The sequence below is a fragment of the Streptomyces akebiae genome (assembly GCF_019599145.1).
In the GTDB taxonomy this organism is placed as follows: Bacteria; Actinomycetota; Actinomycetes; order Streptomycetales; family Streptomycetaceae; genus Streptomyces; species Streptomyces akebiae.
The window spans coordinates 6,985,843-7,001,365 of record NZ_CP080647.1 but is presented as its reverse complement, the minus strand read 5'-3'; the positions used below and the strand labels follow the sequence as shown (position 1 = coordinate 7,001,365).

Annotated in this window: 15 protein-coding genes; 2 read left to right on the top strand and 13 right to left on the bottom strand. The window is 66.8% G+C overall.

Going from position 1 to position 15,523, the window contains the following annotated elements:
- Positions 1-5: 5 nt before the first annotated feature.
- The 7 genes from K1J60_RS30160 to K1J60_RS30130 all read right to left on the bottom strand — a co-directional run bounded on the left by K1J60_RS30160 (position 6) and on the right by K1J60_RS30130 (position 6,143).
- On the bottom strand, positions 6-332 hold the full coding sequence (locus tag K1J60_RS30160; protein ID WP_220648948.1) for a hypothetical protein: 327 nt from the start codon (positions 330-332) through the stop codon (positions 6-8).
- Between the two features lie 72 nt (positions 333-404).
- Complete coding sequence (locus K1J60_RS30155; protein ID WP_220648947.1) at positions 405-773, bottom strand: hypothetical protein; 369 nt, start codon at positions 771-773, stop codon at positions 405-407.
- A gap of 12 nt (positions 774-785) precedes the next feature.
- Positions 786-1,829, bottom strand: coding sequence for a major capsid protein (locus K1J60_RS30150; protein WP_220648946.1), 1,044 nt, complete (start codon positions 1,827-1,829; stop codon positions 786-788).
- Between the two features lie 14 nt (positions 1,830-1,843).
- A complete protein-coding gene (locus K1J60_RS30145) occupies positions 1,844-2,257 on the bottom strand; it encodes a head decoration protein (protein ID WP_220648945.1) in 414 nt (137 codons plus the stop codon).
- A gap of 185 nt (positions 2,258-2,442) precedes the next feature.
- A complete protein-coding gene (locus K1J60_RS30140) occupies positions 2,443-3,129 on the bottom strand; it encodes a hypothetical protein (RefSeq protein WP_220648944.1) in 687 nt (228 codons plus the stop codon).
- Between the two features lie 154 nt (positions 3,130-3,283).
- On the bottom strand, positions 3,284-4,258 hold the full coding sequence (locus tag K1J60_RS30135; RefSeq protein ID WP_220648943.1) for a hypothetical protein: 975 nt from the start codon (positions 4,256-4,258) through the stop codon (positions 3,284-3,286).
- A gap of 52 nt (positions 4,259-4,310) precedes the next feature.
- A complete protein-coding gene (locus K1J60_RS30130; RefSeq protein ID WP_220648942.1) occupies positions 4,311-6,143 on the bottom strand; it encodes a hypothetical protein in 1,833 nt (610 codons plus the stop codon).
- A gap of 169 nt (positions 6,144-6,312) precedes the next feature.
- Between K1J60_RS30130 and K1J60_RS30125 the strand changes: the two genes are divergently transcribed.
- Together K1J60_RS30125 and K1J60_RS30120 are read left to right on the top strand one after the other, a co-directional pair.
- The gene (locus tag K1J60_RS30125; protein WP_220651766.1) at positions 6,313-7,233 is read left to right on the top strand and encodes a hypothetical protein; all 921 of its coding nucleotides are present in this window, start codon (positions 6,313-6,315) and stop codon (positions 7,231-7,233) included.
- Positions 7,234-7,424: 191 nt separating this feature from the next.
- On the top strand, positions 7,425-8,273 hold the full coding sequence (locus K1J60_RS30120) for a hypothetical protein (RefSeq protein WP_259407982.1): 849 nt from the start codon (positions 7,425-7,427) through the stop codon (positions 8,271-8,273).
- Between the two features lie 94 nt (positions 8,274-8,367).
- Here K1J60_RS30120 and K1J60_RS30115 read toward each other — a convergent pair whose 3' ends face one another.
- The 6 genes from K1J60_RS30115 to K1J60_RS30090 all read right to left on the bottom strand — a co-directional run bounded on the left by K1J60_RS30115 (position 8,368) and on the right by K1J60_RS30090 (position 15,518).
- Positions 8,368-9,906: a terminase large subunit domain-containing protein gene (locus K1J60_RS30115; RefSeq protein ID WP_220648941.1), complete on the bottom strand. Its 1,539-nt coding sequence runs from the start codon at positions 9,904-9,906 to the stop codon at positions 8,368-8,370.
- Positions 9,903-10,439: a hypothetical protein gene (locus K1J60_RS30110; RefSeq protein ID WP_220648940.1), complete on the bottom strand. Its 537-nt coding sequence runs from the start codon at positions 10,437-10,439 to the stop codon at positions 9,903-9,905. Before K1J60_RS30110 ends, K1J60_RS30115 begins: the two co-directional genes overlap by 4 nt.
- Positions 10,440-11,092: 653 nt before the next feature.
- Positions 11,093-11,539: a hypothetical protein gene (locus tag K1J60_RS30105; RefSeq protein WP_220648939.1), complete on the bottom strand. Its 447-nt coding sequence runs from the start codon at positions 11,537-11,539 to the stop codon at positions 11,093-11,095.
- 86 nt (positions 11,540-11,625) lie between these two features.
- Positions 11,626-13,071: a methyltransferase domain-containing protein gene (locus K1J60_RS30100; RefSeq protein ID WP_220648938.1), complete on the bottom strand. Its 1,446-nt coding sequence runs from the start codon at positions 13,069-13,071 to the stop codon at positions 11,626-11,628.
- Positions 13,068-13,730, bottom strand: coding sequence for a ParB N-terminal domain-containing protein (locus K1J60_RS30095; RefSeq protein ID WP_220648937.1), 663 nt, complete (start codon positions 13,728-13,730; stop codon positions 13,068-13,070). The genes K1J60_RS30100 and K1J60_RS30095 overlap by 4 nt, the downstream gene beginning before the upstream one ends.
- 870 nt (positions 13,731-14,600) lie before the next feature.
- Positions 14,601-15,518 carry a methyltransferase gene (locus K1J60_RS30090; protein ID WP_220648936.1) on the bottom strand — a complete coding sequence of 306 codons (918 nt, stop codon included), beginning with the start codon at positions 15,516-15,518 and terminating at the stop codon, positions 14,601-14,603.
- Positions 15,519-15,523: the final 5 nt, after the last annotated feature.

Sequence of the window (15,523 nt, the reverse complement as noted above, 5' to 3'; positions counted from 1 at the left end):
CCGGTCTACCGGCCCCGGCGAGCGCGCAGCAGCGGCGCGGTCACGAGGTCTGTGCTGTCGTCTCCTTCTGTCAGTTCGTCCGGCGCGACCATGTCTACGAGCGCGGTGATCTGGCGTTCGAGTCCTGCGAGGTTGTTGCTCTGGTCGATGGTGACCACGCCGTCCACGGTCATGCGGAGCGGGTCGGCAAGCAGCTTGGCGCGCCGCTCGGCCAAGACCTCGTTCGCGACAGCGCGAGCGGAAGACAGGCGCGCATAGCGTGCGTCCAGGTCGGCGGTGTCCGTGGTGGGGCCGAGCTGAGCCAGCAGCCAGGCTCGTACAGCGACGTCCATCAGATGCTCCTGTCGTACAAGGGAAGGCTCGACACCGTGGCGGTGCCGAGCCTCCTGGTGATGGGCCGCTACCTACGCGGCTGCGCCGGCCGCCTTTGCGGCGCGGCGTCTCGGAGCCTTGACGGGCTCCGGCTCCGGCTCCGGCTCCGGCTCCGGCTCCGGCTCCGGCTCCGGCTCCGGCTCCGGCTCCGGCTCCGGCTCCGGCTCCGGCTCCGGCTCCGGCTCCGGGGCAGGATCCGCCGCGGTGGGCGCGTCTCTCGCCTCACCGTCCGCGCCAATCGGGTTCGGGGGGTCCTCCTCCGGAGAAGGAGCCTCCCCTGACCACGCGGCCGGGTTCGCGATGAGCAGGGCGAGCCGCTCGGGAACCTCCTCCCCCGCTTCCAGCCGGATCGGGCCCTGCTCGGGGTCTCGTAGGAACACGGTGCGCGCCAACTTCGCCATGTCCAGCTCCCTTTAGAAGACCGTCGCGGCGATGTGGATGTCCGGCACGTACAGCACGGGCATCGCAGCAGCGGCGGAGATCGTGGACAGCTGGACTGGGGTGCGCGTCTGCACGTGGGTGGTGATCACGATGCCGGGGGCCTCCTCGGCAGTGATGATGCCCTTGCCGCGCAGCTCGATCGCCTCGGCGGTCAGACCGTACTGGGTCTCGCCCCACTGTTCGCGGCGCGGCGGGATCATCGCCCACAGCGACTCCGGGGTCGTGCGCACCAGGTTGTCGCTGCTGTCGTACGCCTGCACGTCGTAGGTGGTGACGGGCGGCAGGTTGTACTTGGCGCGGACCCGGTTGACCTCCTCCGGAGCGAGCATCCCGGTCGGGATCTGCTCGGTGGACGGCGAGTTGTGGAACGCGGCCCGGTACTCCGCCGTGGACCCGAGCAGCGACAGCGCCTTCTCCGAGCTGATGACCCGCTCCGGGCGCGGCGCGCCGATGCTCTTCAGGTACTGGATCCACGCCAGCTCGTCAGCGATCGGGGTGGCCGCATCCGATTGGGACCACGGCACCGCCACCATCGGCCGGTTGGCGGCCGGCACCTTCCAGTCGACGTCGAGGGCGACTCCGGGCAGGGACACCACACCGGTGGACAGCATCTGTCCGGCGGCGATCTCCATGGCGGCCTTCGTGGCCTCCACGTGCTGTTCGAGGTCGTCGTACAGCAGGTCGAGGAACTCGCTGGTGTCCTGGCCGCGGTCGACGGCGGACAGGATGATCTGGAGCTCGGAGAAGGGCAGTTCCTGGCCGACCCAAGGCAGCATGCCTTCGTTGATGACCTGCTCGGCACGCCGCCTGGCGAGCGTCGGCGCGGCTTCCCACGCGCGGAACTTCGCCGCGTTGACGCGCCGCTTGCTGCTCTTCGTACGGAACTTGACGTTGTCGATGTTCCGCTCGGCGAACACCTCGCGGGTCAGGAGGTAGTCCTCCGGCGTGGTGATCGCTCGGATGAACGCCTGGATGTCTTCGGGGACGATCGCTTCAAGAAGCTTCTCAAGTGCCATGTGGGTCTGCCTCCTTACCGGTAGTGGATGAACGCGGTCGTGTTCGCGGCGGCGGGGGGCGCGAAGGCGACGGGCAGCTTCGACGCGTACACCTCGCCACGCCACAACAGCGCGCCTGCGGTCTTCGCAGAGCCGGGAGTGAACGCGGTCTCGGCAACGAGGAATCCGGCGAGGATCTGAGTGCCGTCGCTCGCTGCGGAGTTGTACGGCGCGTAAAGGCCAGATGCAGTGATCTTGCCGAGCGGGATGCCGGACTTGATGATGTGGCGGCGCTGGTTCTGCGTGCCCGGCGTGTAATGAGTGCCTGCCGTCAGCTTGCTGGTGTCGACGGTGACCGTCTGGGCTTCATGGACGCCGTCCAGTGAAGCCAGCCACGTCCGGTCGTCGGTGACCGTCGTGACAGTGGTGAGGACCTGGTAGTCGCTCACGATGTCTCCCTCATGGGTTCGGATCGGATTCCTCCCGCACCCGGCGCAAGTTGCAAGGGGCGGTGTCCACGAAACGACGGCGGCCGAGCCGCGCCAGGGCGTGGTCCCTGATCAGCCCGACCGGGTTCCGGAAGGGCGTCCACGGTTAGAGGGGCGTGGTCCCCGGCCATGTCTCGCCGACGTGGTCAGTCGCTGATGAGCCCTCGCCGGCGGGCCATTTCGAGCCCCGCCGCTCCGCGCCGAGGTGGAATGCCTCCGCGCGTCGGCGGGCCGCCAGCTGGGGATCCGCCAGGGGCGGGCGGCACGGTCTCCCGGGTTACGCCGAACAACTCGGGGCGCCGCTCCTTCAGTTGCTCAGCGGCAGCGGCGACAGCCGCCTCGTCGGCGTCGGGCTGGTCGTGCAGGGCACGGTCAATCAGGAGCACCGCGTCATCAAGATCGTCTCCGGCCGCACCGAGTCCTCCGAGGGCGGCACGCCGAATGGCGGCGCGCTCTTTGGCCAGGGCCTGCGCCTCGCGCGTCTCTGCTGACCTCAGCTTCTCCTCGGCGGCCTGTTCACGGCGTTCGACCTCGGTCAGCGCGGCCTGGTCGGCGTCGCGCTTCGTGGTGATGAACTCGGTCAGTGCCTCGGAGCTGTCGAAGCCGAGGTCGCCGAGCAGCTTCTTCACGGCCGCCCGGCCGCCCTGGGTCTTCTCGCGAGCCAGCAGCCGCGACAGGTCTTCCTGCGTGACACCGCCGCTCGGGGCGTCGCCCTCGTCACCGGGCTTGTTGGAGTCGTCGTCGGGCGAGGCCCCGAGCATCGGATAGATCGGCCGCCCGTCACGGCGGTGCCCGACCGGTTCGAGCGGATTGGGGAGTGAGGGGCGCGTCATGCGTAAACCATCCACAGGTCTCCAGCGCCCCCGCGCCAATGATCAGTGTAGCCATCAGCCGGACCGGTCGTTTCCTCATGGGGCCGTAACGCCATCCGGCCGCTGACGTCGACGCTACTCCCTTAGCCGTAGGACAACGAAGCGGAATATTCCATCACGCTTCAGGAAGGGGACTAATGGCATGCACGATCGTGGCTGCGTGATCACAAGCAGCCACGACTTCGTCCCATGTGGGCACTGCCCCTGCATGTGCAGCCCGATTCCTGACATTGGCAAGTTGCGCGGCGAGCCTGTTCTTGGACACCCCCGGGTTCGCGCCCAGTTCCGTACAAAGGGCGTGCAGATTCATCAGCCCGTTCACGCCCTTGATCACTTCTTCGATGAAAGTAGCGTCGAGACCCTTGCTGGTGAGTTCACGAGTGACGAATCCAGCCAGTGCAACTTCCACAGATGTAGCCGCATCAATTACCGCCTTGCGGGGCATGGCCCCGATCTTGGCTTCCACAGCTTCGAGCAACGTGCGGTGCTCGGGCGGCAACCACTCTCCTGCCGAAGCACGCCGCATCGCACCAGCAACTCGGGCACTATTGAGGGGGTCCGGCCAGACGTACACACCGCGTTGTCTCAGCCCATTCCCGATGATTGCTCCCTGAGCATTCACGACGTGCACCGCAGAGGGACGGGTGGGGTCGAAGTCCTGCATCGGTTCACCGCTCCAGGCGCAGGCCCATTCCTGAAGTATCCGGAACCACGTGAAGAAGTCGTTACCGAGATCACGGACAGCCCCGTCCAGCTTGCCTTCCTCAGTACCGAGGAGCGGCGAGATAGCCACAGCCTCGACGTAGCAGATGCGCTGCGTGCTGCGGTACCCCCACACATCCGTGAAGGCGCGCAGCAGATCCTGGGGAAGTGGCGCACCAGTCACGTCCGGCGGCGCGGCAAGTCGGTCCAGCCTCCCAAGGCGGTCAGGGAGCGGGGTGAGCTGGGCGTCGCCTTCTAGAACTGGCAGGGTCACTGTGACCTGGTGTTCTCCGATCGTCACATCTAAGGCAAGGCCCAACACATCCACGTCCACAGGCACAGGTCGAGGGAACTGGGCTATGCCTGAGTAACGGTGCTGAGACGTCATACGCACGATTATCGGGTGCGCAGATCCCGCGGACCGCCGAATATCCCTTCGCTCACTCCGAACGTTCTTCGGCTGAGATCAAGGGCGTGTTCGGGAGCTCCAAGTCGGCCTTCGACAGCCCAAGGTATTCGCGGACAGCAGCGTTGTCCCCGGTCGCGTCGGCAAGGCGGGCGGCGGCCTCGAAGGCGCGAGCTTGGATCCGTTCGATCTCCGTCTGCTCGTCGTCGATCGGGTACCCGGCGTCGATGAGCATCCGGACGCCGGTCTCGACGGACAGCACACCGGCGCCAACGCCCTTGACCACCTCGTCGAGAACGGCGGCACGGTCGGTTGGGGTGTGCGGGCCCCACATCAGGCGCGCGGGCAGCGACTCCCCCGTGGGCCAGCCTTCTGCCTGTCCCGCTTGGTGGAGGCGCTGCACCATGCGCAGCAGCACGGCGTACTTGTGGTTGCGGACCAGGCGCATGGCGGCGACGAGCGAGTCGAGCGGGCCCAAGGCGAGCTGTAGCGCGTACCCGGACGGCAGCGCGGTGGGATCTAGGGTGCCGAGGCCGGCAGCGGTGAGACGGCTGTTCGCTGCGATCCGATCGAGGATGTGGTCGACACGGGCCCGAAGTTCGGCGAGTTGGGCCGAAGTGTCGAGGACGTCCATGCGCCCGTTGTCGTTGAGCTGCCACACCGTCCCCGCCCGGACTTTCACTGGCAGCGGTTGGCCGGTCGCTCGGTCGATGGGCAACCGGGCTCCGGCCAGGCCGATGATCGGCGAGCCGGTGGTGGCCGACGCGCCGGAGCCGTCGGTGTCGGTCGCGGACAGTTCGTCCAGGGCCTGGAGGACGGTGGCCACGGTCGGCTTCCCCCAGTGCTCTCCACTCGCAGGGATGCTGTTCGTGATGTGGACGACGGGTATGAAGTCCACCATCAGGTCGAGCCTGTCGAGGACTTCACCGTCCGAGCGGACTCGGTAGCGGGCCTTGTGCGTCGGCAGGTCGTACAGCAGGTCGGCGTACGTGAGGTCGTCCAGATCCCATTCCGCGTCGGTGAGGAAGCACGTCCACGGGGAGGGCCGGTTAGGCGCCCACGGGTAGGTGCGGGTGATGATGCCCGTGTCGGCGTTGCGTACGTCGCCCTTCACCAGGATCGGGTCGCCGCTCTCGGTGTACAGGTACTCACGTGCCGGGCTGCCGTCCTTCGCCGCGCCGCGCCGACTGGCCGGACTGATCGGGCCGAGTTCGTAGGTGACACGCCGAAGCCTCGTCTTGAGCCCGCGCCGTTTGTCCTCGGGCAGCTCCCACGCCAGGTGAACACGCAGCGGGAACTCGGCACCGTCCTGCTCTCCGTCCTCCGGCCACTCCGGGAAGTACAAGCCCGGATCCCAGGTGCGCAGCAGGGCCCGCCCCTTCGCGGGATCCCAGGCCAGGGTGTAGACGGCATCGCCCAGCAGGATCGCGGTTCGCTCGGCCTGCTGCATACGCAGCGGCAGCAGCTCCTTCTCCGCCCAGGACCTCAACTTGTCCTGCACGGCCAGCGCGGCAGCAGCTTCGGCGGTCGGCTCATCGTCAGCGTGCTCCGCACCCGCGACGCTGATGACCTGCTGCGAACCGAGGAGGTAGCCGAGCGCGGTGTCGACCAGCTTGGAGGCATCTCCGAGTTCCCTCCGCTCGATACCTGCCTCGTCGTCGCCAGTCACGGCGGCGAACTGGCCAGCCTGGTTGGAGTCGTACGCGGCCAGGAGCCGGTAAGCGGCCAGGCGTCGCAGATCTTCGTCCGGCACCCAGGAGCGGGTCAGTTCCGCCCAGGTGTTACGGCCCGGTCGGCGCGGGTCGGCCATGGCTGGCTTGTAGTCCAGCCAGCTCCAGACGTCGGTGATCAGCTCGCGCAGGCCCACAGTGCCCCTCCAGGCAGTCGGCCCCGCGCCGCAAGATCAGCCTACGGCGTGAAAGCAATCCTTCGATCTGAACGCAGGGGGACCGCCCACTGCCGCTGGGTAACATCATCATGTTGGGGGCAGCATCGGCGCTGGCCTCCGATGTCGAAGGCGGGGTTACGTGACGTCGATGCGAGCGCAGCGGATTCACCCGGCGGCGTACGGTGCTCTTGTCGAGGCGCTAGCCAGGATCTACTGGTTCAAGAAGGATCTGATCAAGTTCCTCCGACTCCGTGCGTCGGAGCATCCGGAGCTCGTTGCCGGGTTGAACTTCGAGGACTACAAGATCGCCTTCGCCGAGGAGTTCGTAGATCGGCTGATGGCGGATGAGGACCGATACCGGGACCTCACTCTCTCCATCATGCTGGAGATCTCGCAGATGGAGTCGTTTCCCAGCCTCAAGCGCCAACCGGACGCCGAGAAGCTGCTAGCGCAAGCCAATGACGCCGTGGCCGATCTCAAAACCTGGACCGAACGCTTCCAAGGCCTCATGGAGGAACGGGCCCGCGTGGAGGCGCAGCAGGCCCAACACGAGGAGCGTGCGAAGCACCGCCGGGGTCTGTCTCAACGCCTCGGTGAGTTGAAGGAAGAGTTCTTGCGGTTGGAGTTGGACGCTGACCGACAGCGTGCCGGTCGAGCCTTCGAGCCCTTCCTGCACTCGCTGTTCGACCTCTTCGACATGCAGCCTCGCCTCGGCTATGACCTTGAATTTCAGCAGATCGACGGCTCGATCACCTATGACACAGACGACTACGTCCTTGAAGCGAAATGGTTGAAGGGGGCAGTTGAGGCCGGCCCGCTCTTGCTGTTCAACGAAAAGGTTCGCCGGAAGGGGAAGAACGCGTTGGGGCTGTTCATCAGCGTCAACGGCTTCAGCGCAGGCGCCAAGGCTGCCTTCCACGAGGGCACCGCCTTTCTCACCATGGAGGGCACTGACCTGTTCTGCGTTCTCGATGACCGGGTCCGGCTCGACGACCTTCTTTCCCGCAAGAAGCGGCACGCGAACGACACGGGCGACTGCTACTTCCCCGCGCATCTGATGCTCGACTAGCACTCCAGACGGGTTGCCTCACGATGCCTGTGAGCAGCTCGCGCAAGCCCACAGCGCCCCTCCAGGCGGTCGACCCCGCGCCGCGCCTCAACACTTGCGAGACGTCTTCTACGTCAGGCTTCCACAGTTCACAGCGCCGCGGGATCCGGAAATTCCGAGCAGCCGAAGGCTCCGGGGTCGAAGATTCCGTCATGAACAGCAACCTGCCGGATGATTGGTCCCCAGCGGACAATCCGTACTCGATCGCGCTCTCGGAATCGAGCTGGCTGCGTGCCACGGTCGCCTTGACCGTGGCACGCATGCACGGTGACGACGTCCAAGTCGGCTGGTTCAGCTCCCGGCAGATCGACGCACGAACACTGGTCGTCGCCCTGCGCCAGCTCCTCGCCGCAGTCAAGCTCGAACGGATCGCCCTCACAGACCTCGGCATGGATCCTGCGGTGATCACCGCACTCGATAACGCCGAGCAGGTCTTCCTTGACGCCCTGCCGAACATCAAGCACGTCCGCGACGGGCTCACTCACTTCGAGGACTGGGCCCGCGGCAGGGGCGGCGGGCCGCAGGCAGACGCCCGCAAGACCGCTGACCCACGCGACGTAGCCCGCGACTTCTGGAGCTTCGGCTACGACCCGGCCACAGATACCGTCACCATGGGACCGTTCACCCTCTCCGTCAGCGCGGCAGTCCCGGCCGCCAATGCACTGTGCGATGCGATCTACGCCGCGACACGCACGGTCGACCAGCGGAACACGGCCGAACTACGGGACCAAGTCGTCCAGGCGCTGACCGACGCCACGATTCCCTGCGCTCCCCCACAGGACCCGGTTCGTGTGTCGCAGGGACAGGACATGCGGGTCTGGCTCTCCTTCGAACTCGGCCGCCTTCCGGACGGACAACACAAGGAACTGGCAGAGCGTGTCGCGACGGTGATGGCTCACGCCGGGCTGCGGCTGACGTCGTCGGCGTTCCCGGAGGCACAGGACATCGCTGACCGCCTGCTCGCTGGTGAGCCGCTGCGTGTGGAGAGGAATGGCCCGTAGATCGGCAAGTCCCCAGGTAGGCCACCAGGGGCCATATCCTCCTGGGCAGTTTCCTCTTGGGGCCGTTTCCGGTCGTACGTCTGCCCTCGCCAGTTCAGCGGCGGCCGTCGAAGCGGTCGTCATCAGTGTCGGTGGGCAGGGTGTCGAGCTGGTCGGGGTCGGCCAGTTCGGTCAGTCCATGCACGGCAGCGTCCATGCGGTCGGGACTGTCCATTCCCTCGACCCAGGTGACCATCTGGCCTTCCAGCTCGGGGTATTCGCCGACGTGGTGTACGAGCTGCTGTTCGTACAGCTGGGCCACGGGGGCAGCCCGCAGGCGTTTGCCGACCTTGGCGGTGACCTCCAGGATCATGGGCATCAGGAGCCCCTTGGTGACGCCCTCGCGGCGCAGCTGCTCCCACGCCTGAGTGACGATCTGCCGCGCCATGTCGCCGCCGTAATTCTTCTCGACCACGATCGCGTCGGCCTTGAGTTCGAGGGCTAGACGGCATGCGGCCAGACCCCAGTCGTTGGCGCCCATCGAGCCGGATCGGTCTGCCAGGACGTACAACTGTCGGTCGAAGTCGCGGCCGACGCCGATGACGCCCGTCTCGTCGCCGACGGTGGACTCTCCGCCGGCGGGGTCGACGGCGACGACGATGCGTGCCATGTCGAGACCGGAGAACTGGACGGCGTTGATGCGGGCGGTCTCGATCCACTCCCGCCTCCAGACGCCTCCCTCCGGCGGCCGTGGCTTCTGCAAGTAGAGGGCGGCCCAGACCCGTTCGCCGACTCGCTTGCGGGTCTTGGCGTGGTGGGTGACGTCGAAGCGTTCGGGCCACAGCGCCTCACCAGGAGCGCGGCCGAGCGGGTCGTCGTAGCTGTCGGCGATGGCGGGCAGATCGATGACCCGCCAGGCGTCGCGCTCAGTGGCGAGGATGCGTCCGGCAAGGTCGTCTTCGTGCCACCGGGTCTGGATGAGGCAGATGGCGCCAACTGGTTCGAGTCGGGTCTGCAATACCGAAGTCCACCAGTCCCAGGCGCGCTTGCGCATGGTGGGGCTGTCGGCGTCGGCCATGTCCTTGACCGGGTCGTCGACGATGGCGATGTGTGCGCCGCGTCCGGTGAGGCCGCCACCGATACCGGCCGCGAGGAGGCCGCCTTCGCCGCCGACGATGTCGAAGCGGTTGGCGGCCTGGCTGCCTGCCTTGAGCTGGATGCCGAGGTCGTCGCCCCAGGTGTTGATGGCGTCCCTGATCCACCGGCCGTGGTCGTCGGCCAAGTCGGCGGAGTAGCTGGCGATCATCATGCGATGGCCGGGGTTGCGCCGCAGGTACCAGAGGGGGGCCCATCGGGAGGCGCGTCGGCTCTTGCCGTGCCGCGGGGGCATGGTCAGCATGACGCGGTCGCATCGGCCTGCGGCCATGTCGATGAACGCCTGGTCGATGAGATCCAGGTGCGGGGCCTGCATCTCGCGCCCGCCGGTGAGGACGGCGGCGAGTGCACCTGGCGAGCGGTCCATGGCGAGTTGGCGTTCGACGCGCACCAACTCGGCGCGCAGCGTGGGAGATGCGGCCCGTGCGATGGTGCGGCGCTGCGCTGGTGGAAGGGTCTTGTAGTGGGCGATGACGCTTTCGTGGTCGCGCGGCGTCATTCGCCGTCCGGATCGGTGAGCGCGATCAGGGCGTCGAGTTCGTCGACGGTCACGTTCTCGACCTGGACCGGTCCGCCGTCCAGACCGGACAGTTCCGTACGGACGGGCATGTCGAGGCCGAGCAGCCGGGCGCGGCGCTCCATGATCCGCAGGGTGCGGTCGATGGCGGCTAGGTCCTGGTCCCGGACGGCCTTCTTGTAGGCAACGAAGAACAGCCGGTCGAGTCGGTCAGCTTCCAACGCGCGCAACTCATCTACGTCATCGTTGAGTTCAGCACGTCGGTCGGCGAGCGCGGTGCGGACGTCCCGGCAAGCGGCGTGAATCAGGGCCTCGTTGGTGGGAGGGTCCTGGTTCTTGCGATACCGCTCGACTCCGTACCCCTGCGGGTAGGCGATCCCGTCAGAGTTGACGGTCGGATCGGCTGCGAGCTTGCGGGCGATCGTCAACCAGTCCACGCCGGCGAGGCGTAGATCGATGGCGTCCGAGCGGCGGCGCGCGATGGCCGCACGCGCGGCTCTGTCGGGGCGTCCCACGGCGGGGGTCCTTCACAGCTCGGGTGCGCCCCCGCGCCCGAGTCCATGATCCCACTCGATGATGTTCGGCGGAATCAAGATCTGTTGGACGGTTTCGCCACTCAGGGGCAAACACATCCACTACCGTGCTGCCCTGAAGCGTGGGCTACGCCCTGCATGGAGACGTGGACGTTGATAACGTCTCCGTCTCCATGCAGGGCGTAGGCCATGCGGTGTGGACATCCGAGCGGATCCCGGCGACCTGCTCCAATGCCCACACCGCATGCCAAGGCAAGCTCGCTTCTCCACACGCACTCGGAGCCCGGAAGAGACCGCCGCAGCAAGACCCTGAGTTTCAATCGCCGGCACGAAACTCAGTTCAGCCATTAACCATGGCCGAACTGAGTGTGCCCGCGCGCAGTTCGGCCCTTTGAAAGGGAAACCGAACGGTGGATTCGACCGTCATCCTGTGGATCTTGGCCTGGGCCGGGGTTCTCTCCGTCGTCATCTTCGTGGCCAAAGGGCTCCTCGACCAACTACCGCCTCTCGTCGACTCATGGCGGGCGCTGGTTCGCGCCGTGCGCGGCGAGGAGACGACCAGGGCGGCGGATGAGGCCAGGCGAGACCAGGAGACGACAGTGGGGCCAGACGACGTTCGCCCGGCCCCACCCGCATCACATCAGTGACATCTGCTCGCCCTCACCGGGCCGCTTGGGCGGCACGTACTCGGGTGGCGCGTCGGGCGCGTTGCGCTCGGTCCGCAGCCACCAGGCGAACTGGTAGTTGCGGCAGGTCCGGAAACGGACTGACTTCCGGCGCGGCTCGGTCTCGGGGATGTTGTGATCGCCCCATCCGATGATGGGGCGAGCGTTCTCCAGGTGCACATACAGGCCCGGCACCAGGGCGGGCCCCTCCCACTGCTCTCCGGGGGCGCCCTCGAAGGCAAGGTGCGCGTTGTCGCTCCACTTCCACGGGTTGGGCAGCGCGCACAGATACCAGGCCAGGGGCGGGTTGTCCTCGGGGAGTTCGATCGTCTGGTGCCGGCGGCTGATGTCGAGCCGAGGGCGGTCGGGCTGGCCAAAGCTGCGCAGGCAGTGCTGGTCGAGGGCTACGTGCCGCACGCCTGCCAGCCACATGATGTGGTATCGAGTTCGTGATTCAATTTTGACCTGTATTAGCTGTGACATCCGCTCCCCATTTACCTGTTTCAATTGGCAAGAGATTTATTTCTCTCTACTACCAATTTTATCAAATTTCCCACCAATTCCAGATGCCTGTCATGCCGGAAGCCATTCGGGTAAGGCATGTTGAACTCCTCTTCGAATGCCTTCTCGTATTCCTCTTTGGGGAGCGCGATGGGACGGCGGCAGGTGGCCTTGATGTTGGAGCCGCTGAGGTCGGTGACCTGTACGTCTTCGAAGTAGCGGCGGAGCAGCGGCTCCAGGGTGTCGGGGGTGTGGAAGCGGAGCTTCTGCCACTTCCCCTTGACGAAGTTCATCTCCACGTTGTCCTCGTCGAGGAAGCTCATCTTCGTGGTGGCGGTCTGGGAGGTGACCCGCTTGGCCTGCTCGTCCCTGAGTTCGCGGGCAAGGTTGCGTGTGCCCAGGCACACGACCCCGTCCGCCGAGCAGAGGGCGTTGACGGTGGTCATCACCCAGTGCTGGTAGTCGAGGGTGGTGGTGGCGTTGATGACGGAGTCGAGGACCACCACGTCGTACAGGCCGTTGGTCTGGATGTCCTTGTCGATGTCGCGGATCATGCCGACGACGGCGCGGATGTCGACGGCGTACGAGCCGTCCCGGCAGCGGTAGGGCTCGTAGTCGTGGATGTTGAAGCCCTTGGCGCGCAGGTGCTTGGCGTAGTCGCCGTACCCGGCGCCGAAGTCCACGACCCGGTGGGTGGGCTTGAGCCAGGGCGTGACCAACTGGTCCCAGGTCTCGGAGCCGTAGGCGAGCTTTCCGGCTTTGGCCTTGGAGGAGAACTTGCGGAGCCTCTTGGGCTGCACGATGTGCTGGTTCCACACCGGGGCCTTGCTCTCGATGGCGGTCCAGTCGTAGACGCCGTACTCGCCGGTGAGGTCGGCGTGGAGCTGGGCGGCGTCGGCGGACGTGACGGTCCAGGCGAGGAGGTCGAAGCGGTTGATGGACGCGACGACGGCGTATTCGGCATTGAGGACGATGCGGCCCTGGTCGTCGATGACGACGCTCCCCCAGGGGCCGTGGCCGGCGGTCATGTGCCCGATGGCATTGACGAAGGAGAGGTTCTTTCGTTCCGCGACCCGGACGGACTGCCATGGAATCCACGACCAGGCGCCGATGACGCCGGGCTCGGCGTAGACGACGCTCGCTTCCGTCTCGACTCGGTTGTGCAGCAGGTTGAACTGGATCTCGTCCTGCAACCTGACCTTCGTGCCCAGCATGACCGCGGGCGTGTGCGTCAGGCCGATGGCCTGGAGGCCCTTGGTTCTCTGGTGGCCTGCGACCAGCGTGCCGTCGGCGTTGAGGATGACGGGCTTCACGACACCGTGGCGGCGCAGTGACGCCTGAAGCCTGACGAACGCCTCCTCGCTGAGGCGGCGCGGGTTGTAGTCGGCGGGGCGAAGCCTGTCGAGCGGGTACGCCTCGTAGAACGTCGTGGTGGGGGCGCTGCTCATGCCGCCTCGCCCTCCTCGTGGGCCTGCTGCAAGACGTGCCAGCCGAAGCCGAGGTCACTGTTGGTGTCGTCCACGAACTTCGTGTAGATGGCGTTGAGGGCTTCGACCTCTTCGGAGGTGATCCGGACCCGCTTGGACTCCCACTGGAGGTAGCCCCACTGGAGGTAGTCGACGGTGGCTGCGGCACCGGTGCCCGCGCCGTCGGAGGTGAGTTCCAGCGTCTCGGGCAGGGAGGTGTCGTCGAGGAGCCGGTCTACGCTCTCGCGGTCGTAGCCGGTGCCGGCCAGGTCCGGGATGTCGGAGAGGATCTCGGCCAGGAGCACGCTGTCGTATCCGGCGAGGTCGTTGGTCCGGTTGTCGACGATGACGATGCGGGCCGCCGCGTCGTCATCGACGTCGACCCAGGTGACGGCGATCTGGTCCCAGCCGAGCTGCTGGGCAGCCGCGTACGTGTGGTTGCCCGCCAGGATCTCGTTGTGGCGGCCCGTGTGGGTGCCCTTGTTGACGACGATCGCGCGGTACTGGCCGTTGACGGTCAGCGATTCGGCGATCGAGGGGAGGTCACCGTTGCGGGGGTTCCGGTAGTACGGAACGAGGTCCTCGGTGGGGACGGCGAGCGGCAGGAGCAGTTCGGGGATGTTGGCGGGCGTCGGGGTCACTGGGCGTCCCTTGTGTAGGCCGTTCCCCGCGCCCTACAGCTAGTTCAGACTAGACGATCACGCTGGGCCGCGGCGGTCGCCAGGGCAAGGGTTCAGCCGGTCCGTTGGTCGTCGACTGCCCACCCATCGCTGAACGCGGTGGACGACGGCGGCCACCAGCCCGCAGGCGGGCAATGCCAAGAGGCTGGCAAGAAGGACACCGCCGCCGCCGAGCTGTACAACGACCCAGGCGACAACGGCGATGACCGCCATGAGTAGGACGGCCATCGCGTCGGCGACAAGGCGCAGAAGGGTGTGCATCACCGGTTGTTGCAGCCGCAGATGCCGGTCGGCAGGCACCAGGAGTCACAGGATCGGCACCACACCGCACCGGGTACGGGAGGTATCCGGCGTTCCGGCTCTGCGGGCGGTGCCTGCTTGGTGGTCATGCTCCATGTCGCTTTCGTCGTCGGGGAGTTGTGGCTGCTTCGAGTTCCGTGAGGTGCCGGGCCGCGTCTGGATCGGGGTCTCCTGGTACTTCGAGGCCCGGGTCACGTTCAGCGAGGGCCCTGATCGGCGTCCCGTCCCGCTCGACGAGGAGACGTTCGTACAGCTCGCGATCTTCTGGGTGCCCGGCGAAGTCCTCTGTGTTCATGGCGCTCCTGAGTGCACGGGGACCCGCCCCCGGCGTGAGGCGGGGACGGGTCCGGTCGTGATCGTGGATCTTGGCGGCGCTCCGGCGGCTCCGCTCAGGCGCGGGGCCGGTGCCTGGCGGGTAGGGCGCGGGGGATTGGCCACCCGCCAGGCACCGAAGGGGAGTGCCGCATGCCACGGCACGTTGGTGAGCCGGTTCCTCGGCTGAGGCCGCCTCCACCAACGAGATAGAACGTATCACGCATCAGTGTTGGGATCTATCTCCAGCCATGGTGCGACCCCGTACTCGAACCCGTCGAGGGGCGCCGTGCCGTGGGCTGTCGGCGCGTCCGTGAAGAACAGCCCCTGCTGGGCCGCTGCGGGCCTTGCAGTGAAGTCCTCGGGCCTGGGCGCCTGGGGGTTGAACCGAGAGAGCGGCGCGGGCTCACGGACCGGGATGACGACAACCACCGTGGACACACCGACCGGGAACGCGTCGTCGGGCAGCTCCGTGATAGTCCCTCGCGCCTCCTGAACCCGCGACCGGAAGTCCCTCGCCTTACGGTCACTCCGGTACGGGAGGCTGCCGTACATGACCGCCACGACCAGGCCGCCCGGCTGGACGAAGCGCAACGCCCGCTGGACGTGCCGGATGTCCTGCCGGTCAGCGAACGGCGGGTTCATGATGACCCGCTGGTAGCGGCGCTGCACCTTCACGCTGAAGAAGTCGGCAGTTGTGACCTCGCGGGCGTAGCCGCCGGCGCGGATGTGCTCGGCGCGAGCGGTGTCGAGTTCGATGCAGTCGACAACGGCACCGCGGGCAGCTGCGGCCTTGGCGATGGCGCCGCGTCCGGCCGACGGCTCCAACACCTCACAAGTGGCTTCGAGTTCCGCCAGGTCCAGGAGCTGTTCTACAAGGGGCTTCGGCGTGGGGAAGTACCCACGGTCGACGTCGGTGATCACCTCGCCCGTGGCGAGCAGTCCCGCGATGGCGTCGGCAGCGGCGAAGGGGAAGATGTGGGCGCGCTGGTAGCGGTTCCAGGTGCCGCCGACCGCCTGAAGTGCCAGGTTGACCCGGTCGTACAGTTTGCGGTCGAGCGTGCCGTTGAGACGGAGCGTCAGACCGTCGACCGTGGCGGAGCGGATGGCCTTGAGAACGTCGGTATCTATCTTCACGGTCG

Excerpts from the sequence above, each read along its gene's own strand:
- K1J60_RS30135 (WP_220648943.1), bottom strand. The coding sequence starts at position 4,258 with ATGACGTCTCAGCACCGTTACTCAGGCATAGCCCAGTTCCCTCGACCT.
- K1J60_RS30100 (WP_220648938.1), bottom strand. The coding sequence starts at position 13,071 with ATGAGCAGCGCCCCCACCACGACGTTCTACGAGGCGTACCCGCTCGAC.
- K1J60_RS30125 (WP_220651766.1), top strand. The coding sequence starts at position 6,313 with ATGCGAGCGCAGCGGATTCACCCGGCGGCGTACGGTGCTCTTGTCGAG.
- K1J60_RS30155 (WP_220648947.1), bottom strand. The coding sequence starts at position 773 with ATGGCGAAGTTGGCGCGCACCGTGTTCCTACGAGACCCCGAGCAGGGC.
- K1J60_RS30160 (WP_220648948.1), bottom strand. The coding sequence starts at position 332 with ATGGACGTCGCTGTACGAGCCTGGCTGCTGGCTCAGCTCGGCCCCACC.
- K1J60_RS30150 (WP_220648946.1), bottom strand. The coding sequence starts at position 1,829 with ATGGCACTTGAGAAGCTTCTTGAAGCGATCGTCCCCGAAGACATCCAG.
- K1J60_RS30115 (WP_220648941.1), bottom strand. The coding sequence starts at position 9,906 with ATGACGCCGCGCGACCACGAAAGCGTCATCGCCCACTACAAGACCCTT.
- K1J60_RS30140 (WP_220648944.1), bottom strand. The coding sequence starts at position 3,129 with ATGACGCGCCCCTCACTCCCCAATCCGCTCGAACCGGTCGGGCACCGC.
- K1J60_RS30120 (WP_259407982.1), top strand. The coding sequence starts at position 7,425 with ATGAACAGCAACCTGCCGGATGATTGGTCCCCAGCGGACAATCCGTAC.